Origin of the sequence: Enterobacter sp. RHBSTW-00901 (genome assembly GCF_014103115.1) — a bacterium.
GTDB classification, from domain to species: Bacteria; Pseudomonadota; Gammaproteobacteria; order Enterobacterales; family Enterobacteriaceae; genus Enterobacter; species Enterobacter cloacae_P.
In genome coordinates, this window is sequence record NZ_JABXPB010000001.1 from 3,552,496 (window position 1) to 3,576,939 (window position 24,444).

18 protein-coding genes are annotated in these 24,444 nt (G+C 55.5%); 12 read left to right on the top strand and 6 right to left on the bottom strand.

The annotated features are described in order from the left end of the window. Window positions 1-20: 20 nt before the first annotated feature. From deoC to deoD, 4 genes are all read left to right on the top strand, one after another. Window positions 21-800 carry a deoxyribose-phosphate aldolase gene (gene deoC, locus HV318_RS17170; RefSeq protein ID WP_196390787.1) on the top strand — a complete coding sequence of 260 codons (780 nt, stop codon included), beginning with the start codon at window positions 21-23 and terminating at the stop codon, window positions 798-800. 54 nt (window positions 801-854) lie between these two features. Further along, window positions 855-2,177: a thymidine phosphorylase gene (deoA, locus tag HV318_RS17175; protein WP_182273657.1), complete on the top strand. Its 1,323-nt coding sequence runs from the start codon at window positions 855-857 to the stop codon at window positions 2,175-2,177. A 52-nt stretch (window positions 2,178-2,229) separates the two neighbouring features. Beyond that, window positions 2,230-3,453 carry a phosphopentomutase gene (gene deoB, locus HV318_RS17180; RefSeq protein ID WP_182273658.1) on the top strand — a complete coding sequence of 408 codons (1,224 nt, stop codon included), beginning with the start codon at window positions 2,230-2,232 and terminating at the stop codon, window positions 3,451-3,453. Window positions 3,454-3,584: 131 nt separating this feature from the next. After that, complete coding sequence (gene deoD, locus HV318_RS17185; RefSeq protein ID WP_182273659.1) at window positions 3,585-4,304, top strand: purine-nucleoside phosphorylase; 720 nt, start codon at window positions 3,585-3,587, stop codon at window positions 4,302-4,304. A gap of 95 nt (window positions 4,305-4,399) precedes the next feature. Here deoD and HV318_RS17190 read toward each other — a convergent pair whose 3' ends face one another. The 3 genes from HV318_RS17190 to HV318_RS17200 all read right to left on the bottom strand — a co-directional run bounded on the left by HV318_RS17190 (window position 4,400) and on the right by HV318_RS17200 (window position 12,374). Then, window positions 4,400-10,276, bottom strand: coding sequence for a pectate lyase-fold domain-containing protein (locus HV318_RS17190; protein ID WP_182273660.1), 5,877 nt, complete (start codon window positions 10,274-10,276; stop codon window positions 4,400-4,402). Window positions 10,277-10,673: 397 nt separating this feature from the next. Next, window positions 10,674-11,690: a lipoate--protein ligase gene (gene lplA / locus HV318_RS17195; RefSeq protein ID WP_182273661.1), complete on the bottom strand. Its 1,017-nt coding sequence runs from the start codon at window positions 11,688-11,690 to the stop codon at window positions 10,674-10,676. Window positions 11,691-11,729: 39 nt separating this feature from the next. Next, a complete protein-coding gene (locus HV318_RS17200; protein ID WP_182273662.1) occupies window positions 11,730-12,374 on the bottom strand; it encodes a YtjB family periplasmic protein in 645 nt (214 codons plus the stop codon). Window positions 12,375-12,491: 117 nt separating this feature from the next. On the opposite strand from HV318_RS17200, the gene serB reads away from it, so the two are divergent. The 4 genes from serB to HV318_RS17220 all read left to right on the top strand — a co-directional run bounded on the left by serB (window position 12,492) and on the right by HV318_RS17220 (window position 17,297). Further along, window positions 12,492-13,460, top strand: coding sequence for a phosphoserine phosphatase (gene serB / locus HV318_RS17205; protein WP_182273663.1), 969 nt, complete (start codon window positions 12,492-12,494; stop codon window positions 13,458-13,460). An 11-nt stretch (window positions 13,461-13,471) separates the two neighbouring features. Next, window positions 13,472-14,857, top strand: coding sequence for a DNA repair protein RadA (radA, locus tag HV318_RS17210; protein WP_182273664.1), 1,386 nt, complete (start codon window positions 13,472-13,474; stop codon window positions 14,855-14,857). A gap of 159 nt (window positions 14,858-15,016) precedes the next feature. Continuing rightward, a complete protein-coding gene (gene nadR, locus HV318_RS17215; protein WP_182273665.1) occupies window positions 15,017-16,249 on the top strand; it encodes a multifunctional transcriptional regulator/nicotinamide-nucleotide adenylyltransferase/ribosylnicotinamide kinase NadR in 1,233 nt (410 codons plus the stop codon). Between the two features lie 151 nt (window positions 16,250-16,400). Continuing rightward, window positions 16,401-17,297, top strand: a complete 897-nt coding sequence (locus HV318_RS17220) for a LysR family transcriptional regulator (RefSeq protein ID WP_182273666.1) — start codon at window positions 16,401-16,403, stop codon at window positions 17,295-17,297. A gap of 101 nt (window positions 17,298-17,398) precedes the next feature. On the opposite strand, the gene ettA is transcribed toward HV318_RS17220, so the two are convergent. Further along, window positions 17,399-19,066, bottom strand: a complete 1,668-nt coding sequence (gene ettA, locus HV318_RS17225) for an energy-dependent translational throttle protein EttA (protein ID WP_182273667.1) — start codon at window positions 19,064-19,066, stop codon at window positions 17,399-17,401. A 227-nt stretch (window positions 19,067-19,293) separates the two neighbouring features. Here ettA and sltY point away from each other — a divergent pair, with 227 nt between their 5' ends. Together sltY and trpR are read left to right on the top strand one after the other, a co-directional pair. Beyond that, window positions 19,294-21,231, top strand: coding sequence for a murein transglycosylase (sltY, locus tag HV318_RS17230; protein WP_182273668.1), 1,938 nt, complete (start codon window positions 19,294-19,296; stop codon window positions 21,229-21,231). Window positions 21,232-21,286: 55 nt separating this feature from the next. Next, window positions 21,287-21,613 (top strand): trp operon repressor, encoded by a 327-nt coding sequence (gene trpR, locus HV318_RS17235; protein WP_182273669.1) that lies wholly within the window; start codon window positions 21,287-21,289, stop codon window positions 21,611-21,613. 56 nt (window positions 21,614-21,669) lie between these two features. On the opposite strand, the gene yjjX is transcribed toward trpR, so the two are convergent. After that, window positions 21,670-22,185: an inosine/xanthosine triphosphatase gene (yjjX, locus tag HV318_RS17240; RefSeq protein WP_182273670.1), complete on the bottom strand. Its 516-nt coding sequence runs from the start codon at window positions 22,183-22,185 to the stop codon at window positions 21,670-21,672. A 50-nt stretch (window positions 22,186-22,235) separates the two neighbouring features. Between yjjX and gpmB the strand changes: the two genes are divergently transcribed. Next, window positions 22,236-22,883 carry a 2,3-diphosphoglycerate-dependent phosphoglycerate mutase GpmB gene (gene gpmB / locus HV318_RS17245; RefSeq protein WP_182273671.1) on the top strand — a complete coding sequence of 216 codons (648 nt, stop codon included), beginning with the start codon at window positions 22,236-22,238 and terminating at the stop codon, window positions 22,881-22,883. On the opposite strand, the gene robA is transcribed toward gpmB, so the two are convergent. Next, entirely contained in the window at window positions 22,880-23,749 is an 870-nt protein-coding gene (gene robA / locus HV318_RS17250) for an MDR efflux pump AcrAB transcriptional activator RobA (RefSeq protein WP_182273672.1), read from the bottom strand. The two genes, gpmB and robA, sit on opposite strands and share 4 nt — an antisense overlap. 211 nt (window positions 23,750-23,960) lie before the next feature. Between robA and creA the strand changes: the two genes are divergently transcribed. After that, on the top strand, window positions 23,961-24,431 hold the full coding sequence (gene creA / locus HV318_RS17255; protein WP_182273673.1) for a protein CreA: 471 nt from the start codon (window positions 23,961-23,963) through the stop codon (window positions 24,429-24,431). The last annotated feature ends 13 nt before the right edge of the window (window positions 24,432-24,444 follow it).

Sequence of the window (24,444 nt, forward strand, 5' to 3'; positions counted from 1 at the left end):
CAATGCCGTTGGAGAATGTTATGACCGATTTAACTGCAAGCAGCCTGCGCGCGTTGAAACTGATGGACCTGACCACCCTGAACGATGACGACACCAATGAGAAAGTCATCGCCCTGTGCCATCAGGCGAAAACGCCCGTCGGTAATACCGCAGCCATCTGTATTTACCCGCGTTTTATCCCGATTGCACGTAAGACTCTGAAAGAGCAGGGCACGCCGGACGTGCGTATTGCTACCGTGACTAACTTCCCGCACGGCAACGACGATATCGACATTGCGCTGGCAGAAACCCGCGCGGCCATTGCCTACGGTGCTGATGAAGTTGACGTGGTGTTCCCGTATCGCGCACTGATCGCGGGCAACGAGAAGATTGGTTTCGACCTGGTGAAAGCCTGTAAAGACGCGTGTGCTGCGGCAAACGTGCTGCTTAAAGTCATCATCGAAACCGGTGAACTGAAAGAAGAGGCGCTGATTCGTAAAGCGTCTGAAATCTCCATCAAAGCCGGTGCGGATTTCATCAAAACGTCTACCGGTAAAGTGCCGGTTAACGCTACCCCGGAAAGCGCACGCATCATGATGGAAGTGATCCGTGATATGGGCGTGTCCAAAACCGTTGGTTTCAAACCAGCTGGTGGCGTGCGTACCGCTGAAGACGCGCAACAGTTCCTGGCGATTGCTGATGAGTTGTTCGGTGCGGACTGGGCGGACTCCCGTCACTACCGCTTTGGCGCATCCAGCCTGCTGGCAAGCCTGCTGAAGGCGCTGGGTCACGGCGACGGTAAGAGCGCAAGCAGCTACTAAGATTTGAAATGCCGGGTGGCGCGTAGCGAGCCCGGCCTACTTCGGGAGGTTACCGTGTTTCTCGCACAAGAAATTATTCGTAAAAAACGTGATGGTCATGCATTAAGCGATGAAGAAATCCGCTTCTTTATCAATGGTATTCGTGATAACACCATCTCTGAAGGGCAAATTGCTGCTCTGGCGATGACCATTTTCTTCCACGATATGTCGATGCCTGAGCGTGTATCGCTGACCATGGCGATGCGAGATTCAGGAACCGTTCTGGACTGGAAAAGCCTCGACCTCAATGGTCCGATTGTAGATAAACATTCCACCGGTGGTGTGGGTGACGTAACCTCGCTGATGCTTGGCCCAATGGTCGCGGCCTGCGGGGGTTACATTCCGATGATCTCCGGGCGTGGCCTGGGACACACTGGCGGTACGCTCGATAAACTGGAAGCCATTCCGGGCTTCGATATCTTCCCGGATGACAACCGCTTCCGCGATATTATTAAAGATGTGGGTGTGGCGATTATCGGCCAGACCAGCTCTCTTGCTCCGGCAGACAAGCGTTTCTACGCTACCCGCGATATCACCGCAACCGTTGACTCCATCCCGCTGATCACCGCCTCGATTCTGGCGAAAAAGCTGGCGGAAGGTCTGGATGCGCTGGTGATGGACGTGAAAGTGGGCAGCGGCGCGTTTATGCCAACGTATGAACTTTCTGCTGCACTGGCCGAGGCTATCGTTGGTGTTTCCAACGGTGCGGGCGTGCGTACCACTGCACTGCTGACCGATATGAACCAGGTGCTGGCTTCCAGCGCCGGTAACGCCGTTGAAGTGCGTGAAGCCGTGCAATTCCTGACCGGTGAATACCGTAACCCGTGCCTGTTCGACGTGACAATGGCACTGTGCGTGGAGATGCTTATCTCCGGCAAACTCGCCAAAGACGACGCAGACGCGCGCGTGAAACTGCAGGCGGTACTGGACAACGGTAAAGCGGCAGAGATCTTTGGCCGTATGGTTGCCGCGCAGAAAGGCCCGGCTGATTTCGTGGAAAACTACGCAAAATACCTGCCAACCGCGACGCTCAGCAAAGCCGTTTATGCTGATACCGCTGGGTTTGTTTCTGCGATGGACACCCGTGCGCTCGGCATGGCGGTGGTCTCAATGGGCGGTGGTCGTCGTCAGGCGTCGGACACCATTGATTACAGCGTCGGTTTTACCGATATGGCCCGCCTGGGTGACAGCGTCGACGGACAACGCCCACTGGCGGTGATCCACGCGAAAGATGAAAGCAGCTGGCAAGAAGCGGCAAAAGCCGTGAAAGCCGCCATCCAGCTCGACAATAAAGCACCAGAAAGCACACCAACGGTCTATCGTCGTATTACCGAATAGCAGTATACTGATCTGATCACTTACTTTTGAGCACTACGTACGGAGAACAATTATGAAACGTGCATTTATTATGGTGCTGGACTCCTTCGGCATCGGCGCGACAGAAGATGCAGAACGTTTTGGTGACGTGGGTGCCGATACGATGGGTCACATCGCTGAAGCCTGTGCCAAAGGCGAAGCGGACAACGGTCGTAAAGGCCCTCTGACTCTGCCAAACCTGACGCGTATGGGTCTGGTGAAAGCGCACGAAGGTTCTACCGGTAAGATTGCAGCCGGTATGGATGCTAACGCGGAAGTGGTGGGCGCGTACGCCTGGGCGCATGAGCTCTCTTCCGGTAAAGATACCCCGTCTGGTCACTGGGAAATTGCCGGTGTGCCGGTTCTGTTTGACTGGGGCTACTTCTCCGATCACCAGAACAGCTTCCCGCAGGCGTTGCTCGACAAACTGGTTAAGCGCGCCAACCTGCCGGGTTACCTCGGTAACTGCCACTCTTCCGGTACCGTGATCCTGGATGAACTCGGTGAAGAGCACATGAAAACCGGCAAGCCGATTTTCTACACCTCTGCTGACTCCGTGTTCCAGATCGCCTGCCACGAAGAGACTTATGGCCTGGATAAACTTTACGAGCTGTGTGAAATCGCCCGTGAAGAGCTGACCGAAGGCGGCTACAACATTGGCCGTGTTATTGCGCGTCCGTTTATCGGTGACAAAGCAGGTAACTTCCAGCGTACCGGTAACCGCCACGACCTGGCCGTTGAGCCGCCAGCGCCAACCGTGCTGCAAAAACTGGTCGAAGAGAAAGACGGTCACGTGGTTTCCGTGGGTAAAATTGCGGACATCTATGCCAACTGCGGTATCACTAAAAAAGTGAAAGCCACCGGTCTGGATGCGCTGTTTGATGCCACCATCAAAGAGATGAAAGACGCGGGCGATAAGACCATTGTCTTCACCAACTTCGTGGACTTCGACTCTTCCTGGGGTCACCGCCGTGACGTGGCTGGCTATGCTGCCGGTCTGGAGCTGTTCGACCGCCGTCTGCCAGAGCTGATGGAGCTGGTCGGGGAAGATGACATTCTGATCCTGACTGCTGACCACGGCTGCGACCCAACCTGGACCGGAACCGACCACACGCGTGAGCACATTCCGGTGCTGGTGTACGGCCCGAAAGTGAAACCTGGTTCGCTCGGCCACCGTGAAACCTTCGCGGATATCGGTCAGACGATTGCAAAACACTTTGGTACGTCCGACATGGATTATGGCAAGGCCATGTTCTGAGTCACATTGGGTGAGGCCTGATGCTCTCACCCAGGTCCTCTCCCACGGGAAATACGGGTGTGGCCTGATGCCCTCACCCCAACCCTCTCCCACAGGGAGAGGGAGAACACATAACGAATAAGGAACTGAAGATGGCAACTCCTCACATTAACGCAGAAATGGGTGATTTCGCTGACGTCGTCTTGATGCCGGGTGACCCGCTGCGCGCGAAGCACATTGCAGAAACTTTCCTCGAAGACGTGCGTGAAGTGAACAACGTTCGCGGCATGCTGGGCTTCACCGGTACCTACAAAGGCCGCAAAATCTCGGTAATGGGCCACGGTATGGGTATCCCGTCCTGCTCCATCTATACCAAAGAGCTGATCACCGATTTCGGCGTCAAGAAAATCATTCGCGTGGGTTCCTGCGGCGCTGTTCGTATGGACGTTAAACTGCGTGACGTGGTTATCGGTATGGGTGCCTGCACCGATTCCAAAGTGAACCGTATTCGCTTCAAGGATCACGATTTTTCCGCGATTGCTGACTTCGATATGGTGCGTAACGCGGTAGATGCGGCAAAAGCGCTGGGCGTTGATGCGCGCGTGGGCAACCTGTTCTCGGCTGACTTGTTCTATTCCCCGGACGGTGAAATGTTCGACGTAATGGAAAAGTACGGCATCCTGGGCGTGGAAATGGAAGCGGCGGGCATCTACGGTGTGGCGGCAGAGTTTGGTGCGAAAGCCCTGACCATCTGCACAGTGTCTGACCACATCCGTACGCACGAGCAGACTACGGCTGCTGAGCGCCAGACTACCTTCAACGACATGATTAAAATCGCGCTGGAATCCGTTCTGCTGGGCGATAAAGCGTAAGAAAGTTTGTGCCCGGAGGTGCTAGCTTACCGGGCCTGCATATAACCGGGGAGGCGTTTACGTCTCCCCGGTTTTGCGTTTTATCCGCCGGGTAATCAGAAGGTTTTCTTCAGGTTCAGCATAAAGCCTTTATCGCTGATGTTGTCTTCCTTCCACTGGTAAGCATCGACGCTCAGGCGGGTATCTTTGGCGCTGTATTTCACGCCGACCGTCGCCAGGCCGTTGATACCACCGCCTTTCTGACCATCATCGACGCTGAACTGCTGGCCTGCCGCGCCCTGAAGCGAGGCGGTACGCTGGCTTTTGGCGTAGCTCAGGTTCGGGCCGCCTTCCAGCGTGGCGCTGGTACCCCAGCCGTTTTTACCGGCGTAGTCCAGCTTCAGGCCAAACACGGAATCCACCGCCGTTTCGCTGCTCGCATTCATACTCAGGTTAAAGTCCCCAGCGCTGTGCTCCTGATAACCGTCTTCCAGCGTATGACGGAACTTCACTCCGGCATACGGCGTCACTTTCAGCGCATCATCCAGCAGGGAGAAGGTTTTTGCCCCTTCGCTGCGGAACTCCATGTACTGCTGACGGGCGCTGGAATCTGCGACTTTACTGACGTCGCCGTAGGAGACGGCGCGGCTGCTGTCGAGGCTGTGTACATCGTAGCGCAGGGCGTTGTTCCAGGCGAGACCGCTGTCAAACGCCATGCTGTGCTTCAGGCCGAAGAACTGGCTGTAGCCGCCGGTCAGACCGTTGTCGCCTGCACTCTGCGAACCGTTACCGTCGATGCGGGCGATGCCGTACTCCAGCGTCAGGTTCTGGTTTTCCGTTAAGTCCAGCGTCTGGCGCAGCGCCAGCATGTCGTACTGGGTGTCGTTACCCAGCTCGGCGCGCGGATCGCCTTTTGCCACCGCGTTAAACGACAGACCCTCTTTCACCTGCGGCGCAGCATCGGCCAGCATGTTAAAGCGGTTGCTGAGTATGCGCGCCTCGCGGAAGGCGGTGGTGGCCTGGCTGCCGCTTACCTGCTTCAGGGCGTTGTTCAGCTCGGCGGTGGTACCCACGTTGAGGCTGGTGTACAGCTCGTTGTTGGTGTAGCCCGCATCCAGCGCTTTTGCCACGCTGTTCACGCTGGTGTCAGTGGCGACAGCGGTGTAGGCGTTTTTGGTCATGGTCACGTCAACGTTGCCGTTGGTATCGGTGCTGCCCTGCGCATTCCAGACCACGGAGGTGGACTGGATGGCGCTGGCATCGGTCAGATTACTGCCTTCGACCACGTTATCAAACGTGACGGTGGTGTCAGCGGTGCCAGCGGTAAAGCCGGTGTTAATGCCAACACCATTCATGCTGGCGTTGCTGACCTGGAGCTTACCTGCGCTGCCGTCGGTGTTAGTGCCGACCACGTAGCCCGACAGGTCGTTCATATCGGAGGAGGAAGCGGGGGTGGAAGACGACGAGCCGGATACCGTGGATGGCGTCCCCGGCAAGGTATAGTCGGTGTAATGCACCTCGCTGCTGTTGCCGTTATTGCCGTTTGTGCCTTCCACGTTAACGGTATCGCCCTGTTTGATAAGGCCGGAACCGGTCACTGTCGGGTCAATTACCACCGTACCGTTGTTGACGACATGTCCCGCGCCCGCCACGCTGAAGGCGTAAGAGTTGCTGGCATGGATATTGATGGTGCCGTTGTTTTCAATCACCGCATCTGCCGTGGCGTTCGCGTCCAGCGCCATAGCGACCATGCCGGTATCGGTGGTACCTGTGGTTCCCAGGTTGATGGTGCCGTTGTTCACCAGTTGGGCGTTTTTGCTGCCGTTCATCGCGATGGCATTGTTGCCGCTGATGTTCATGGTGCCGTCGTTCTGCGCCACGTAGTTATTGTGGGTGAAGTTGACGGCTTTACCGTTATCGACGTCGTAGTTAACGATACCGCCATCCTGGTTCCAGAAGAAAGCGTGACCGCTGTCGGCATCCCCGGCGCTTGCCATCATGGACTGCGCCGTAGCGTTCACTACGCCGGCGTTGATGAACGTGCCTACGCCTTTCTGAACCGTGATACCGGCACCCGCTATGGCATTGGTGATCTCGATATCTCCAGCGCTGGTGTTATAGAGCACGCCATTGTAAGAGATGTTAACGTTGTTTTGCGCGTTATTAATAACCAACTTGCCGCTGTTGTTGAAGACCGCGCTACCATTGATGTCGAGCGTGCCTTTGTAGTTCCCTTCTCCCATATAGCCGAGAGTCCAGATGCCGCTGTTATTGACCACCGTCTTGCCATTCAGTTGCGCGCCACGCAGTACCTGACTACCTGAACGCGTGTTTAACGTGCCGCCGTTCGTGATGATATGTTGGGTTATCGTGCCGTCATTATTGAATGTTCCACCATTAAGGGCGACGCTATTCACCGTCCCTTCGTTGTTCACTATGCCATCGTTGAGGGTGATTTTGCCGTTAATGATGCCGGACGCGTTGTTGGTCATGGTGCCTTCATTGACGGTAACGCTGGTGTTGATAACGCCGGTGGCATGGTTGGTCAGCGTGCTGCTGCTGTCGCTGAGGGTTAACTGACCGCTGCCGCTCACCGTTCCGTCATTGGTGACGTCGCCCTGAATCAGCCCACCACCAGTAAGCGTGACCGTTTCACCTGTGGCGGCGATCACCCCACCGGAATAGAGTATGCTTATATAAGGGTCTGTTGGGTTATAGGCTGCGCTGTCCTGGCAGGCTCCCTGAATACAGATGGTGCCGTAGTTAAGGACGATACCGCCCCCGGTGGACAGGAATGGCTGGCCGTAGGCGGCGTCAATATTGATGATGCCGGTGGTGTCATTGATGACTTCGCCGCCCGAGAGCGCCGCTATGCCGACCAGTTGATTCGCCTCCCCGGTATTGCCGTCGGCGGTCAGGGTGATGGTTCCCTGGTTAATCGCCATACCGCCGTACATGGCGCTCATGCCGTAGCCCGCGTTATGCACGATGATGGTGCCGGTGTTCGTGGCGGTGGCTTTGCTGTCGTCATTGTTTTCCGAACCGGCGACCATACCCGTGCTGGGCAGTTGAGCCGAAGAGGCTTTCCAGTATTGTTCACCGGTGATATTGCCGTCGGCATCCAGTATCTGCTTAAAGCCATCAACATAGATGTCGCCCGCATTGCTTGCCATCCCGTCGGTAACCCCCATGCCGTACAGACCTGCGCCAGACACCGAGATATTGCCCCCGGCCTGGTTGCTGATTGCACCGTCATCAAACGCCATCATGCCGTAGGCGGTATTGTCATAGCCCGTCATTGGGTAGCCGCCGATATCACCTCCCCAAAAGGGTGTCGCGCCGCTGACCAGCGTCACGCTACCGCCTGTTGCGTTGGTTGCCGTTGACCCATTATTTTTGGCGATCATACCCACGCCGCGCCCGTAATTCACTGCGCCAGTTTTAGCGGTTATCTCACCGCTGTTTTTGATCGCTGCGCCATTCTGCGCCTGCATCATCAACATGATGCCCTGAGAGTTGATCGCCCCCTGGTTATCGATCGTTGATCCCTGATCGTCGGCCGTCAGCAGGACGCTTGAGCTGATGACTGCGGTTTGTGGCAGCAGCTCATACGTGATATCCACCACGGAACTGTCCGAGAACACCATATCGCCGCCGTTTTTGACGGCGGCCAGGGTGAGCGGCCCTCCGATGATACTCAAAGTATCGATTTGCGAATGACCGCTCAGCGTGACGCTACTGTTACCGTCAATCTTCACGCCGTAGATATGGGCGGCTGGCGTTGCCATTGAAGTCAGGGTTAAATCAATACCGCCGGTCAGACTGACCGTATTGCCATCGCCCTGAATATCGAGGCCGACAGAGTCCAGCGATTTTGTAGACCATTCGGTTTGATCATTTGTCTCAATCGTCAGTGTGCCGCTTAACGATACGTTATTGTTGTCGCCCTTAATGCGGATGCCGGTGAGGCTTTCGTCCGTTAGCTTCTTTTCGGCAAGGTTGCCCGTCAGCGTGACGTTGCCCTGAATGTTGGTGGTGGTGCTATTTCCTGCTATGTCGATACCCGTTGCGCCGCGGTACAGGCCGCTGCTGTCCTGCACGGCCGTGACGTTGATGTTGCCTTTTTGTGTCACCTTCGAACCATCGCCGCTGACCAGCGCGCCGGTGCCGTTCAGGCTGACATCGACATCACCTTTATTGGTGAAGGTGCTGTTCTTACCCGCCACAATAAACGCAATGGAGTCTTCGTCATGCACCGTGGCATGACCGGTGTTGGAGAGCGTGTTGTTCTCACCGTGGGAGACCAGCCCCCACGCGCCATTGGTGACAACCAGATCGCCCGTTTGCGTCATCCTGGCGTCGTTGCCGTCAAGGATGACGACGGTGGAGCCTGACCCGTCAACGCTGATATCGCCGGTGCTGGAGAGCGTGGCGTTATCGCCGCTAATTTTTGTGCCGGTGCCGCCGCCTGAAATCGTCTGATCCCCTTCGTTGAGCACCAGCACGCCATCGCCGTCAATGGACATCGCAATGGAGTCCGCGTCGCTGACGTTCGTTTCGCCGGTATTGTTGACCATGGCGTCGTTGCCGGTGATTTTGGTGCCAGTGCCGCCGCCGGTGATCGTCTGTGCGCCATCATTGGTTACGCGCGCGTTATCGCCGTTGATGGCGATGCTGGTGCCGCCGTCGGAGACGGTCTGGCTCCCTTCGTTGGTCATGGTTGCGCCGTCGCCGTCGAGGATCATCGCCGTGGAGCCTGAGCCGCTGGTCGTTGAGTCCCCTTTGTTATCGATGGTGACGTTGTCGCCGGTAATGGCTCCGCCGGTCGCGCCATCGGTAACGGTCATGTCGCCGCTGTTGACGATATTCGCGTTGTCGCCCTTGACGATGACGCCGGTGGAACCTTTGCCACTGGTACTCGATGTCCCGGCGTTATTGATATCGACGTCGTCGCCGTCAACAATCAGCCCGGTGCCGCCGCCGGTGACGTCGATACCGCCGGAGATATTAAGGCTTGAGCCGTCGCCTGAAATCAGCGCGCCGATGGCGTTATCCACGGTGGACTGCCCCGAGATAACATTGGTGGTGTCATCGCCGGTGATCACAATGCCGGTCGCGCCATCGGTGATGTGAGAGTTTCCGTTCAGGGTGTTGGTCGTTTTGTCGCCGGAAATAATGACGCCGGTTTTGCCCTGGCCGCTGACGTCCTGTCCGCGATCGAAGGCATGGGTTGCGTTATCACCCGTAATTACCGCAGTTTGAGCATCGGCGAGGATCAGGTAGCCGCGGCTGTCATACTTCCAGTAGTCGCCGTTTGCCTGCGTGCCTTCAATGATGGCGGCATTGTTGCCGTCTATATGCCAGCCGGTGATGTAGAGCGTTTTACCGTCCTGGGTGGTCATCTGCCACTGGTCGTTTTGTTTTGAGTAGCTGAAGGTAGCTGGGCCGGGATGTTCACCGTTATCCAGTTTGATATCGTCGAACGCCAGCGTATCCTTACCTTTGTCGATGGTGACGCCATTGCTGAACGTTTTCACGGTGTTATCGGTTGGCGTGTCGTCGCCACCGTCATCGTCAGGTGGTGTTACGTCGCCGCCGCCATCGTCGGGAGGCGTTACGTCGCCGCCGTCGTCGTCCGGTGGTATGACGTCGCCGCCGCCATCGTCCGGCGGTATGACGTCACCGCCGTCATCGTCCGGCGGTGCAGGGGGGGATGAGTGATGGTCAGAGCCGCCGCTGTCGTGGTTACCAATGGCGATGCCGGTAATCAACGCTGCTGCGCTGCCAGCGATCCACGCCCAGTCATGATTGGCTTCCTGTCCGACGAGGCAGGTCGCCGGAAGCTTTTCGCGTGCTGTTTCAGATAATAAAGAAATATTGGTCGGACATTTTTTCTTGTCATCATTATTATCATTATCGGCAGCCATGGCTGGGTAATAATAGGTTTGCAGCGCAATAGCGACAGCAGCGGCAATTAGCTTTTTCTTTTGCATAATCGAGCCTGATTAGTACGAGGTATGAATTCTCGTAGTCATATCCTGTATATGAAATAAAATATTATTCGGTGGTCTGTTATTATACTCTCCATTATCTATGCCCTCGAATGTTGCCAGGTATTGCCATGTATAAAACAATTCATTTAATGAATTGTTTTATACAGTTACTGAAGGAGTGAGGGCGCTTTTGGACGGGGTGATGGGTTATTTAATTGGTTTGGTGAATATATGTAGGGAATTTAAATTGTAAATGTATTAATTATAATTAATAACATTGCAATGAAGGGCTTAATTTATTTAGATGAATATAATTTATTTAATCGATGTTCTCATAGCGGGTTTATAACCCGCTATTTACTCACTGGTGTTTTTTCGCTGTTGGTTTCCGCGTGGTTCAACGCACTGCCCCAGCCATCCATACCGACAGTTCCCGCAACGCCTTTTCCTGCTCAGGGAAGTCGGTCAGCAATGCCTCACATGCCTGCTGCAGCCTGTCCGCTCTGTACAAACAGCCTTGCAAACGTACTGCCAGCGCTTCTAATGGTGCCGGATTCAGGCTGTCGGTAAAGACCTGCGTGCGGGTGATATATCCTTTTTCAACGTCGAAGTGCAGTTCGACGCCGCCCCAGCTAAAGCGCTCATCCAACTGATGGGAGAAGGCGGGGGCCTGACCGAAGTTCCACTCCCAGCTGCTCTGGCGAGCAAAGGTTTCCGCGAAGTTGGGGAGATCCGGGGTCTTGTCGGGGGAAATCACTTCCGCTTCCACGCGCTCGCCGTAATGATCAAAGAATGCTTCGCGGATCGCTTCGCAGATTTGGGCGTGCGTAACCCCCGGCAAGAGTTCGACCAGGTTCGCCACGCGGCCACGTACGGAGGTTATACCTTTCGCCTGCAGCTTTTTTTTATCCGGATTGAGGTAGTTTGCCAGACGGCTCAAATCGGCATTCAGCAGCAGGGTACCGTGGTGGAACCCTCGATCCATCGTTTCCCGATAGGCTGAACCGGAAACCTTTCGATCTCCCCCGGTGGTTTTCACGACCAGATCGTTACGCCCGGAGGCCTCCACCGTGGCACCAAGAGTACTCAGCGCGCTAAGCACAATTGCGGTCGAGACGGTTTTATCGTATTCCGGCTTGCCGGCCATAAAGGTAAAGCAGGTATTGCCGAGATCGTGAAACACCGCACCGCCGCCGCTACTGCGGCGCGCAAGCCGGACATTGTCTGCTTCCATGCGTCGCGTGTTGCACTCTTTCCACGGATTTTGTGCACGCCCAATGACCACCGTATCGGCGTTGCGCCACAGGAACAGTACGCGTTGAGTGGCGGGCATCTGGCGGAAGATGCACTCTTCCACCGCGAGGTTAAACCAGGGATCGTAAGAGTCAGAGATAAGCAGGCGTAACGTCGTCATGGCAAAGTTCCTTTTCTGAATCGCCAGCCTACTTTATCACTAATCTTTCTTCTCGCTCTCTTCCTCTTCGGGAATCGATGAGCTTGCGGTCAGCAGGAACGGTGATTGCTGCCAACGGCTGCGTTTACCTCGCAGCAGGGTGCGCGCCAGCACCACGCCGATGGCCAGTGAAAGCAGCAGCATCAGGCGAAGAATGTTGGTGGTGTTATCCACCTGTTTGGCTTCGGTAGGCAAGGTGTGGGTGTCGAGGGTCAGGCGCAGATACCCCAGCGGGCCATTTTTCCCCTGAATAGGTTCAACGATCTGCTGGTTGAAATAGCCCCCGGCTTTTTTGCCGTCCAGCGCCAGCCTGTCGCGCACGTCAACGTGCTCGCCAGCACGGGCTATCAGGTCACCCTGCTCGTCATACACACCGGCATCCAGAATGCGGCTGTTCTCCGTTAACAGGCGTAAGATCTGGCTTATTCGCTTATCGTCCGGTGTTTCGGTACGCATGGACGGGGCGATGTTAAACGTCACCTGACGTGCCAGCGTGCGGGCCAGCTCTTCAAACTGCGGGTTGCGTTGCCGTTGATGATTCTGGCTAAACCACGATGCCCCTTGCATCAGCACCACTAATAGTGCGAGACAGGAAAGGACAATCACGGCACGGTGAAGCCGAAATTTCAGTTTTGCGCGAGCCATATTCCACCTGCTGAAAATTTACGGCTTAATGTTGCCAGAAGTGATGGTTACAGGGTAGCCTCATGCGTTATTTTCCCCGTGGAACCAACCGCTGCGAACGAAATTACAGGAGCTTCAATGCCGAACATTACCTGGTGTGACCTGCCAACGGATGTCTCTTTATGGCCAGGATTGCCACTCTCTTTAAGTGGCGATGAGGTGATGCCTCTGGATTACCACGCCGGTCGTAGCGGCTGGCTGCTGTACGGACGCGGCCTGGATAAGCAACGCCTTACCCAATATCAAACCACGCTGGGTGCTGCGATGGTGATTGTCGCCGCCTGGTGTGTGGAAGATTTCCAGGTTATCCGCCTGGCGGGTTCTCTGACGCAGCGCGCGACGCGTCTGGCGCATGACGCCGGGCTGGATGTTGCGCCGCTCGGTAAAATTCCGCACCTGAAAACGCCGGGGCTGCTGGTGATGGACATGGACTCGACGGCTATTCAGATCGAGTGCATTGACGAGCTCGCGAAGCTGGCGGGCAGCGGCGAGCTGGTGGCTGAAGTCACGGAACGTGCCATGCGTGGCGAACTGGATTTCACTGCCAGCCTGAAACAGCGCGTCGCGACCCTGAAAGGGGCTGATGCCAACATTTTGCGTCAGGTGCGTGATGAGCTGCCGCTGATGCCAGGGCTGACACAGCTGGTGCTGAAGCTGGAAACACTTGGCTGGAAAGTGGCTATTGCTTCCGGCGGGTTCACTTTCTTCGCTGATTACCTGCGCGACAAGCTGCGTCTGACCACCGTGGTGGCAAACGAGCTGGAGATTATCGACGGTAAACTGACCGGCCACGTGATTGGTGATATCGTGGATGCGCAATACAAAGCCAATACGCTGACCCGTCTGGCGGAGAAATATGAAATTCCAGTCACGCAGACCGTGGCGATTGGTGACGGGGCCAACGATCTGCCGATGATCAAGGCTGCCGGTCTTGGTATCGCCTATCATGCCAAGCCAAAAGTAAATGAAAAGACGGAAATCACTATCCGTCATGCTGACCTGATGGGAGTGTTCTGCATTCTCTCCGGCAGCATTAATCAGAAATAACGAGGTAAACCGTGGCGAAAGCTCCAAAACGCGCATTTGTCTGTAACGAATGTGGTGCAGATTATCCGCGCTGGCAGGGGCAATGCAGCGCCTGCCATGCCTGGAATACCATCACCGAAGTGCGTGGTGTGGCGGCTTCGCCGGGCGTGGCCCGTAACGAACGTCTGAGTGGCTATGCGGGCAACGCAGGTGTCGCGAAAGTACAAAAACTTTCGGACATCAGCCTTGAAGAGTTGCCGCGTTTTTCCACCGGGTTTAAAGAGTTTGACCGCGTGCTCGGCGGTGGTGTGGTGCCGGGCAGTGCCATTCTTATCGGCGGTAACCCGGGTGCGGGTAAATCAACCTTACTGTTGCAAACACTCTGCAAGCTCGCTGAACAGATGAAAACCCTGTACGTCACGGGTGAAGAGTCCTTGCAGCAGGTGGCGATGCGTGCGCACCGTCTTGGCCTGCCGACCAGCAACCTGAATATGCTCTCGGAAACCAGCATCGAGCAGATCTGCATGATTGCGGAAGAAGAGCAGCCGAAGCTGATGGTCATTGACTCCATCCAGGTGATGCACATGGCGGACATTCAGTCCTCACCGGGCAGTGTGGCGCAGGTGCGTGAAACGGCCGCCTACCTGACGCGCTTTGCCAAAACGCGCGGCGTGGCGATTGTGATGGTTGGCCACGTGACCAAAGATGGCTCGCTGGCGGGGCCAAAAGTGCTCGAACACTGTATCGACTGCTCCGTGATGCTCGATGGCGATGCGGATTCCCGCTTCCGCACCCTGCGCAGCCACAAAAACCGTTTCGGCGCGGTAAACGAATTAGGCGTATTTGCCATGACCGAGCAGGGGCTGCGCGAAGTCAGCAACCCGTCGGCCATCTTCCTGAGCCGTGGCGATGAAGTAACCTCTGGCAGCTCGGTAATGGTGCTGTGGGAAGGAACGCGTCCGCTGCTGGTCGAAATTCAGGCGCTGGTGGATGTCTCGATGATGGGTAACCCACGGCGCGTGGCGGTCGGTCTGGAACAGAACCGCCTGGCGATCCTGCTGGCTGTGCTGCACCGTCATGGCGGCCTGCAGATGGCGGATCAGGACGTTTTCGTCAACGTGGTCGGCGGGGTTAAAGTCTCTGAAACCAGTGCTGACCTGGCGTTGCTGTTGGCGATGGTCTCCAGCCTGCGCGACAGGCCATTACCGCAGGATCTGGTGGTCTTTGGCGAAGTGGGTCTGGCCGGCGAGATCCGCCCGGTGCCAAGCGGCCAGGAGCGTATTTCCGAAGCGGCAAAACACGGTTTCCGTCGTGCGATTGTCCCTGCGGCCAATGTGCCGAAAAAAATCCCGGAAGGGATGCAGGTTTATGGCGTAAAAAAACTCGCAGATGCATTAAGTGTCTTTGACGACTTATAATTATACCCGTCATACTTCAAGTTGCATGTGCGTTGGCTGCGTTCGCTTACCCCGGTCACTTACTTTAGTAAGCTCCCGGGATGCGCTTACTTGCCGCCTTCCTGCAACTCGAATTATTTAGGGTATATGTATTCGATGTTGCAGGAGGCACCGTAATTTATGTCATCATTTGACTATCTCAAGACCGCAATCCGCCAGAATGGCTGCACGTTGCAGCAGGTGGCGGATGCCAGCGGCATGACCAAAGGCTACCTGAGCCAACTGCTGAACGCTAAAATCAAAAGCCCCAGCGCGCAAAAGCTGGAAGCGTTGCACCGCTTTCTGGGGCTTGAATTCCCGCGTATACAAAAGAACATTGGCGTGGTGTTCGGCAAGTTCTATCCGCTGCATACCGGACACATCTACCTGATCCAGCGCGCCTGTAGCCAGGTCGACGAGCTGCACATCATTATGGGTTACGACGAAACCCGTGACCGTCAGCTGTTTGAAGACAGCGCCATGTCGCAGCAGCCGACGGTGCCCGATCGCCTGCGCTGGCTGCTCCAGACGTTTAAGTATCAGAAAAACATTCGTATTCATGCTTTTAACGAAGAGGGCATGGAGCCGTATCCGCACGGCTGGGATGTGTGGAGCAACGGCGTTAAAGCGTTTATGGAAGAGAAGGGCATTGCCCCGAACTGGATCTACACCTCTGAAGAGTCCGATGCGCCGCAGTTCCGCAAACATCTGGGTACTGAAACTGTGCTGATCGACCCTAAGCGGACCTTTATGAACATCAGCGGGGCACAGATCCGCGAAAACCCGTTCCGCTACTGGGATTACATCCCGACAGAAGTGAAGCCGTTCTTTGTGCGTACGGTGGCGATCCTCGGTGGTGAGTCGAGCGGTAAATCAACGCTGGTCAACAAGCTGGCGAACATCTTCAACACCACCAGCGCATGGGAATACGGGCGTGATTATGTTTTCTCCCATCTGGGCGGTGATGAGATGGCGTTGCAGTATTCCGATTACGATAAAATCGCGCTCGGCCATGCTCAATACATTGATTTTGCGGTGAAATATGCCAATAAAGTGGCATTCATTGATACCGATTTCGTCACTACCCAGGCATTTTGTAAAAAGTACGAAGGGCGAGAACACCCGTTTGTGCAGGTGCTGATTGATGAATACCGCTTTGACCTGGTGATCCTGCTGGAGAATAACACCCCGTGGGTTGCGGATGGTATGCGCAGCCTCGGCAGCTCGGTGGACCGAAAAGAGTTCCAGACCATGCTGGTGGGGATGCTTCACGAAAACAACGTGGAGTTTGTGCACGTAGAAGAGCCAGATTACGACACCCGTTTCCTGCGCTGCGTCGAGCTGGTGAAGAAGATGATGGGGGAGCAGAAGTAAGCCCTGACGCCGGCCCTCTTCCCAAAGGGGAGAGGGCGCATACACGTCATCACCCGACCATCACTTTCCCCCGAACCCACCCCACAGTCCCGTTCATCTGCGTGATAATATGAACAATCAGGAATGAAGTGTTCGCACGGGATGAACAATCATGTTTAAACAGCTCCAGGATATGGCATTGTTCGCACTGGTCGCCGAGATGGGTAGCTTCACTGCTGCAGCACAGAGGGCCGGGCTACCGAAATCCAGCGTCAGCCTGCGGATCAGTCAGCTTGAGCAGCAGGTGGGGATCCGGCTGCTTAACCGCACCACGCGCAGGCTCAACCTGACTTTTGCGGGTGAGCACTATCTGGTGCATTGCCGCGAGATGCTGGCAGCCAGCGAGCGAGCAGAGTACGCCATACAGCGGCTGCGCGAAAACCCCAGTGGGCGGCTGCGGATCACCTGTCCGGCAGGGATTGGCGCAACGTTGCTGGCGCACATGAACGCGGAGTTCCAGCTGCACTATCCGGATGTCTCACTGGATGTTTCAATTTCCGACGACGTGCTGGATCTGGTGGAGTCTGGTTTTGATGTTGCCCTGCGCACCGGCAAACCGCAGGACTCTTCTCTGATTGGCCGAATGATTGGGCACTGCCCGCGCTATATGCTGGCCTCTGCGGACTATCTGTCCCGCCGGGAGCCGCTGACGCATCCCCGCCAGTTGGTGGAACATCGCTGTATTACCCACAAGGCCTGGTCTGAATGGTTGTTGCAAAGCGAGAGTGAGGATTACCGCTATCTGCCGGACAACATCCACATGACAGATAACCTGGTGTACGCCCGCGAGTGTGCTATTGCCGGAGCCGGGATCACGCTGTTACCCGCCTTTCTGCTGGAAGATAAAATCGAGAAGGGGGCGCTGGTTCAGGTGCTGCCGGAGTGGAATGTCGAGGGGAATGACCTGTGGCTGGTTTACCCGAGTCGTAAGCTGAACTCACCTGCACTGATGAGCTATATTGACTTTGCGATGCAGTTTGATGAGGTGAAACGGTTTTACGTGGGGTAGTGAAACTGTGCGGCCTGATGCCCTCACCCTGACCCTCTCCCTCAGCCCACAGGGAGAGGGAACAAACATAAAAAACGGCAACCGAAGTTGCCGTTATGCGTTTATTTTGCAATACGCTTGTACTTAATACGCTTCGGCTCCAGCGCATCTGCGCCCAGCGTGCGTTTCTTGTACTCTTCGTATTCGGTGAAGTTACCTTCGAAGAACTCCACTTTACCTTCATCCTGGTAGTCCAGGATGTGGGTGGCGATACGGTCAAGGAACCAACGGTCGTGCGAGATAACCATTGCACAGCCCGGGAACTCCAGCAGGGCGTTTTCCAGTGCGCGCAGGGTTTCGATGTCCAGGTCGTTGGTAGGTTCATCGAGCAGCAGTACGTTACCGCCAACCTGCAGCAGTTTCGCCAGATGCAGACGACCACGCTCACCACCGGACAGCTCGCCCACGCGTTTGCCCTGGTCGGTACCTTTGAAGTTAAAGCGGCCAACGTAGGCGCGGCTTGGCATTTCGGTGTTGCCAATACGCATGATATCCAGACCGCCGGAGACTTCTTCCCATACGGTTTTGCTGTTATCCATTGCGTCACGGAACTGGTCAACGGAGGCCAGCTTCACGGTATCACCCAGGGTGATTGAGCCGCTGTCAGGCTGTTCCTGGCCAGACATCATGCGGAACAGGGTGGACTTACCCGCACCGTTCGGGCCGATGATGCCGACAATCGCGCCTTTTGGCACGGAGAAGCTCAGGTCGTCAATCAGCAGGCGGTCGCCGTAGGACTTACGCAGGTTGCTGACTTCAACCACTTTATCCCCCAGACGTGCTCCAGGTGGAATAAACAGTTCGTTGGTTTCGTTACGTTTCTGGTATTCGGTATTGTTCAGCTCTTCGAAGCGTGCCAGACGGGCTTTACCCTTAGACTGACGGCCCTTCGTGCCCTGACGAACCCACTCCAGCTCTTTCTCGATAGACTTACGACGTGCCGCTTCAGCCGAAGCTTCCTGCGCCAGACGTTGATCTTTCTGCTCCAGCCAGGAGGAGTAGTTACCTTCCCACGGAATACCTTCACCACGGTCAAGCTCCAGGATCCAGCCTGCTACGTTATCGAGGAAGTAACGGTCGTGGGTAATCGCCACTACGGTACCTTCGAAATCATGCAGGAAGCGTTCCAGCCAGGCCACGGATTCTGCATCCAGGTGGTTGGTTGGTTCGTCGAGCAGCAGCATGTCTGGTTTTTCCAGCAGCAGACGGCACAGCGCCACGCGGCGGCGTTCACCACCGGACAGGTTGGCGATTTTCGCATCCCAGTCTGGCAGACGCAGGGCATCAGCGGCGCGCTCCAGCTGCACGTTCAGGTTGTGACCGTCATGCGCCTGGATAATCTCTTCAAACTTACCTTGCTGTGCGGCCAGTTTGTCGAAATCCGCATCCGGCTCCGCGTATTTGGCATACACTTCATCCAGACCTTTCAGCGCGTTAACCACTTCAGCAACCGCTTCTTCGACGGATTCACGCACGGTGTGTTCCGGGTTCAGCTGAGGTTCCTGCGGCAGGTAGCCAATCTTGATGCCTGGCTGAGGACGGGCTTCACCTTCGATGTCTGTATCGATGCCGGCCATGATGCGCAGCAGGGTAGACTTACCGGCACCGTTGAGACCCAGAACACCGATTTTCGCGCCCGGGAAGAAGCTCAGCGAGATATTTTTAAGAATATGACGTTTCGGCGGTACCACTTTGCCGACACGATGCATGGTATAAACGAATTGAGCCACGTTGGACTTCGCCTCTTTTATCGTGATGAGAATAGTTAACAGCCCCGAAGTGTAGCCTTTTTCACGACCTAATCCCAGCAAGGAACGTCGGGAGTGTTAAAACGCGCAAGAAAGGTAAAAAAGTGTCCATGACGTGGCGCGTTGCCGGATGCCTGGTTAGCATAAGTTGATTAGACTTTGACGTGGCAAGACGCTGCAATTGACGAAAAAACAATGAGGAAGAGCTTGTGGAAAAAGCCAAACAGGTGGTCTGGCGTCTGCTGGCTGCCAGCGTATGCGTAATGGCGGTAAGCCAGGCGGTGCATGCCGATTCACTGGATGAACAACGTAGTCGCTACGCCCAGATTAAACAGGCGTGGGATAACAAGCAGATGGATACCGTACAGGCGTTAATGCCGACGTTAAAAGACTATCCACTGTATCCGTATCTGGAGTATCGCCAGATTACTGACGATCTCATGAACCAACCCACCGTCACCGTGAATAATTTTATCCAGGCGAACCCAACCCTGCCACCTGCGCGTACCCTGCAGTCCCGTTTTGTGAACGAACTGGCGCGCCGTGAAGACTGGCGTGGACTGTTGGCCTTCAGCCCGGAAAAGCCGAATACAGCGGAAGCCCAGTGTAACTATTACTACGCCAAATGGGCCGCGGGGCAGCAGGAAGAAGCCTGGATCGGAGCCAAAGAGCTGTGGCTGACCGGGAAAGATCAGCCTAATGCCTGTGATTCGCTCTTTGGCGCATGGCGTGCCTCTGGCAAACAAGATCCACTGTCTTACCTTGAACGCATTCGCCTGGCGATGAAGGCCGGGAATACGCGTCTGGTCACCGCGCTGGCGGGGCAAATGCCATCGGATTATCAGGCGATTTCCACTGCGGTGATTGGGCTGGCGAACGATCCCAACTCGGTGCTGACCTTTGCGCGTAGCACGGGGGCGACTGATTTTACCCGCCAGATGGCGGCAGTCGCTTTTACCAGTGTGGCGCGTGATGATGTCGAAAACGCGCGGCTAATGATCCCACAGCTGGTGCAGGCACAGCAGCTTAATGAAGATCAAACTCAGGAGCTGCGCGACATTGTGGCGTGGCGACTGATGGGTACCGATGTGACCGATGAACAGGCTCGCTGGCGTGATGATGCCGTTATGCGTTCAAACTCCACATCGCTGGTGGAGCGTCGCGTGCGCATGGCGCTGGGTACGGGCGATCGCCGTGGGCTTAATACCTGGCTTGCACGGTTGCCAATGGAAGCCAAAGAGAAAGACGAATGGCGTTACTGGCAGGCTGATTTGCTGCTGGAGCGAGGTCGTGATGAGGAAGCCAAAGAGATCCTCCATTCTCTGATGCAGCAGCGCGGGTTTTACCCGATGGCGGCGGCGCAGCGTCTGGGTGAGGAGTACACCTTCCGTATTGATAAAGCTCCGGCCAGCGCTAATCCAGCGTTAACGCAGGGGCCAGAGATGGCGCGCGTTCGCGAGCTGATGTACTGGAATATGGATAACACCGCGCGCAGTGAGTGGGCCAACCTTGTCACCAGCCGGACGATGGACGAGAAAGCGCAGTTAGCCCGCTACGCCTTTGATAACCACTGGTGGGATCTGAGCGTGCAGGCAACGATCGCGGGTAAGCTGTGGGATCATCTTGAGGAGCGTTTCCCGCTGGCTTACAAAGATCTGTTCGATCGCTATACCAGCGGCAAAGATATCCCGCAGAGCTACGCAATGGCGATTGCCCGTCAGGAGAGTGCCTGGAACCCGAAAGTGCGTTCCCCGGTGGGAGCCAGCGGCCTGATGCAGATTATGCCAGGTACGGCGACGCACACGGTGAAGATGTTTAATATCCCTGGCTACAGCAGTCCGTCACAACTGCTGGATCCGGATACCAACATCAATATCGGTACCAGCTACCTGCAGTATGTTTATCAGCAGTTTGGCAATAACCGTATCTTCTCTTCGGCGGCGTATAACGCAGGTCCTGGCCGCGTGCGCACCTGGCTTGGTAACAGCGCCGGGCGCATTGATGCCGTGGCGTTTGTTGAGAGCATTCCGTTCTCGGAAACGCGCGGCTATGTGAAGAACGTGCTGGCGTATGACGCCTACTACCGTTACTTCCTGGGGCAGAAAGATACGCTGATGAGCGATACGGAGTGGCAGAGACGTTACTGATCGGCGTGGGTTGTGTTATGCTGTACTCGCTAATGAGTACAACAGGCGGCATAACATGACCCAGCATTCCCCGTATTCCTCGGCGATGGCCGAACAACGTCATCAGGAGTGGCTTCGTTTTGTGGAGCTGCTCCGCCAGTCATATGACAAGGATCTGCATTTACCGCTTTTGCAGTTGATGCTGACGCCCGACGAGCGTGAAGCGCTGGGCACGCGTGTGCGGATCATTGAAGAGTTGCTGCGCGGCGAGATGAGCCAGCGTGAGCTGAAAAATGAGCTGGGCGCGGGTATCGCGACCATTACCCGCGGCTCAAACAGCCTGAAGTCTGCACCGGTTGAGCTGCGTCAGTGGCTGGAACAGGTTCTGTTACATAACGCCTGACGGTGCTTTTCGTCGGCCGGATAAGGTGAAACCGTCATCCGGTGATGAACAGGCATTCAACGATAAATCGCGTTATGGAACGGACTCAGTGCCAGAATGACCGCCTGGTGATAAACGCCTGAACGCGTCAGCGCGCCCGCGGTAAAGACGCCAATTGCCCCTTCCTTACGACCAATCTCATCAATGCCGGTGTACTGTGACATCACCGGCCCGAGCGCCTCGCCCTCACGCACTTTTTCCAGAATGACTGCCGGCAGCGGTAGCGTTGCCGAACGTGCCTCACCACGCTGTTCGCGGCTCTCGATCACCACCCAGCTAAACGTCGCACCGTCGTCGATTCCCGCTTCAATCGCCACCCAGAAGTCAGCATTTGGGGAGACCGCCTTTGCATTGGCCACGCGATTTCGTGCGCCAGCGCGCGTTTCCTCGCTTCCAAACGGCTGTTCGGGAACACCACTCTCGACGCCGACGGCGTCTATATGGCAGGATCCTTCGCCGAAGATCTCTTCAAATGCCCTTAGAATTGCCTGAATTTTGGCAGGATTAGTGGTAGCAGAGACAACATGGTGCATAATTAAGCTCGATTCAAAAAAAACTCATCGCAGTATAACGGAAAAAAAGCATGTTACAGGTATACCTTGTTCGCCACGGTGAAACGCAGTGGAACGCCGAGCGACGTATTCAAGGCCAGTCAGACAGTCCTCTTACCGAAAAGGGTGTGCAGCAAGCGTGGCAGGTGGCGGAACGCGCCAGAACGCTGGGCATTACTCATGTTATTTCAAGCGATTTAGGTCGCACGCAGCAGACTGCACGCATTATCGCGGATGCCTGCGGGTGTGACGTCATGCTTGAGCCGCGCCTGCGCGAGCTGGATATGGGCGTACTGGAAAAACGCCATATTGATACGCTGACAAAAGCAGAAGAGGACTGGCGTCGCACGCTGGTGAACGGTACTGAAGATGGCCGTATTCCTGAAGGTGAATCCATGCAGGAACTGAGCGTGCGTATGCATGCGGCACTGGCAGAATGCCTGAAGCTTCCGGCGGGGAGCCGTCCGCTGCTGGTGAGTCACGGTATCGCGCTGGGCTGCCTGGTCAGCACCATTCTGGGGTTACCGGCCTATGCTGAACGTCGTTTGCGCCTGCGCAACTGCTCGATTTCCCGTATCGATTATCAGGAAAGTCTGTGGCTGGCGTCGGGTTGGGTGGTGGAGATGGCAGGGGACATTTCGCATCTTGATGCCCCTGCACTCGATGAACTGCAGCGTTAACGGCGTATCGGGATCAAGAATTCCATACGCAGATTGATAGGGCCTTCTTCCGGTTTTGCATCTTTTGCCGGGTAGTAACGCTCAATATCCTGACCTTTACGGCGATTCAGATTCAGCATTGGCATGCAGGTTCCGTAAACGGTCAGGATAAACTCCTGCACGCCCGTCCCCAGCCCTTCATACGAGAACATCACGTATTCGCCGCCTTGCAGCACGACCGGCTTAGAACCCTGAACGTGGCCATTTGCCATCTCAGGCGTTAATGCGGTGGTGTAGAACACTTCCTGCTCGTCGTCTTTTTCCTGGCTTGGATGCGTTTCGTTGAGACCGTACAGAATCGGCGGAATGGCCGGGGCATGACTCAGGAAATCACGCCAGAACTGAACGCGCATCTGATGGCGGAACTCGGAAATCTGCTCCAGAGAACAGGAGTAACTCTGCGTTGTGCCAATCAAGTGGGTCTCAGGCAGGGTGAGTATTTCATATTTTGGCATCGCAAATTCGCCCAGGCGTAGCGGCGGACGTATACCAAATGAGCTCCAGTCTGGCGAGCGACGATACAGCGCTGGCGTCAACGAGAACTGTTTTTTAAAGGCGCGGGTGAACGTTTGCTGCGAATCGAAACGATACTGCAGGGCAATATCCAGAATCGGGCGCGCGGTCAGGCGCAATGCCACAGCAGACTTTGATAAACGACGTGCGCGAATATAGGCACCGATAGCATGACCGGTGACATCCTTGAACATCCTCTGCAGATGCCACTTGGAATAGCCTGCTTTAGCCGCCACATTATCCAGTGACAAAGGCTGGTCAAGATGACCTTCCAGCCAGGTTAACAGGTCGCGAATAATTCCAGCCTGATCCATATACTATCCTCATCCTTAAAACAGCAGGTGCCTGATAACAGGTTAGCGGATAATAGCATTTTTTGATGTTTTAGCATTCAGTGTTTTTTTTGCACATAAATGCCTTTTGCCGCATATTTTGGGCAAATATATTCTAATCCTGTGATCTTGCTACATTTTTATCTAAAGTGTTGAATAATCACCCAGCGTAAATTTAAAGAATGGTAACAATATGAAATACAAGACTTTACTCTTTACCGCGTTGATGTTGATGGTGGGGCGCGTCGCCCAGGCAGAGCAGATCGGCTCCGTCGATACCGTGTTTAAAATGTTTGGTCCGGACCACAAAATCGTGGTGGAGGCGTTTGACGATCCGGACGTGCAAAACGTCACCTGCTACATCAGTCGGGCGAAAACGGGCGGTATTAAAGGCGGTCTGGGGCTGGCGGAAGATACCTCAGACGCGGCCATTTCGTGCCAGCAGGTTGGCCCGGTTGAGCTGAGCGATAAAATCAAAAACGGTAAAGCTCAGGGGGAAGTGGTATTCCAGAAACGGACCTCTCTGGTGTTCAAAAAACTGCAGGTTGTGCGTTTTTACGATGCAAAACGTAACGCTCTGGCATATCTGGCTTACTCCGACAAAGTGGTCGATGGTTCGCCGAAAAACGCGCTGAGTGCAGTGCCGATTATGCCGTGGCATTAATTCAGGGACGAAC

Excerpts from the sequence above, each read along its gene's own strand:
- HV318_RS17200 (WP_182273662.1), bottom strand. The coding sequence starts at position 12,374 with ATGGCTCGCGCAAAACTGAAATTTCGGCTTCACCGTGCCGTGATTGTC.
- HV318_RS17190 (WP_182273660.1), bottom strand. The coding sequence starts at position 10,276 with ATGCAAAAGAAAAAGCTAATTGCCGCTGCTGTCGCTATTGCGCTGCAA.
- deoB (WP_182273658.1), top strand. The coding sequence starts at position 2,230 with ATGAAACGTGCATTTATTATGGTGCTGGACTCCTTCGGCATCGGCGCG.
- yjjX (WP_182273670.1), bottom strand. The coding sequence starts at position 22,185 with ATGCACCATGTTGTCTCTGCTACCACTAATCCTGCCAAAATTCAGGCA.
- deoD (WP_182273659.1), top strand. The coding sequence starts at position 3,585 with ATGGCAACTCCTCACATTAACGCAGAAATGGGTGATTTCGCTGACGTC.
- gpmB (WP_182273671.1), top strand. The coding sequence starts at position 22,236 with ATGTTACAGGTATACCTTGTTCGCCACGGTGAAACGCAGTGGAACGCC.
- lplA (WP_182273661.1), bottom strand. The coding sequence starts at position 11,690 with ATGACGACGTTACGCCTGCTTATCTCTGACTCTTACGATCCCTGGTTT.
- nadR (WP_182273665.1), top strand. The coding sequence starts at position 15,017 with ATGTCATCATTTGACTATCTCAAGACCGCAATCCGCCAGAATGGCTGC.
- creA (WP_182273673.1), top strand. The coding sequence starts at position 23,961 with ATGAAATACAAGACTTTACTCTTTACCGCGTTGATGTTGATGGTGGGG.
- serB (WP_182273663.1), top strand. The coding sequence starts at position 12,492 with ATGCCGAACATTACCTGGTGTGACCTGCCAACGGATGTCTCTTTATGG.
- deoC (WP_196390787.1), top strand. The coding sequence starts at position 21 with ATGACCGATTTAACTGCAAGCAGCCTGCGCGCGTTGAAACTGATGGAC.
- HV318_RS17220 (WP_182273666.1), top strand. The coding sequence starts at position 16,401 with ATGTTTAAACAGCTCCAGGATATGGCATTGTTCGCACTGGTCGCCGAG.
- robA (WP_182273672.1), bottom strand. The coding sequence starts at position 23,749 with ATGGATCAGGCTGGAATTATTCGCGACCTGTTAACCTGGCTGGAAGGT.
- trpR (WP_182273669.1), top strand. The coding sequence starts at position 21,287 with ATGACCCAGCATTCCCCGTATTCCTCGGCGATGGCCGAACAACGTCAT.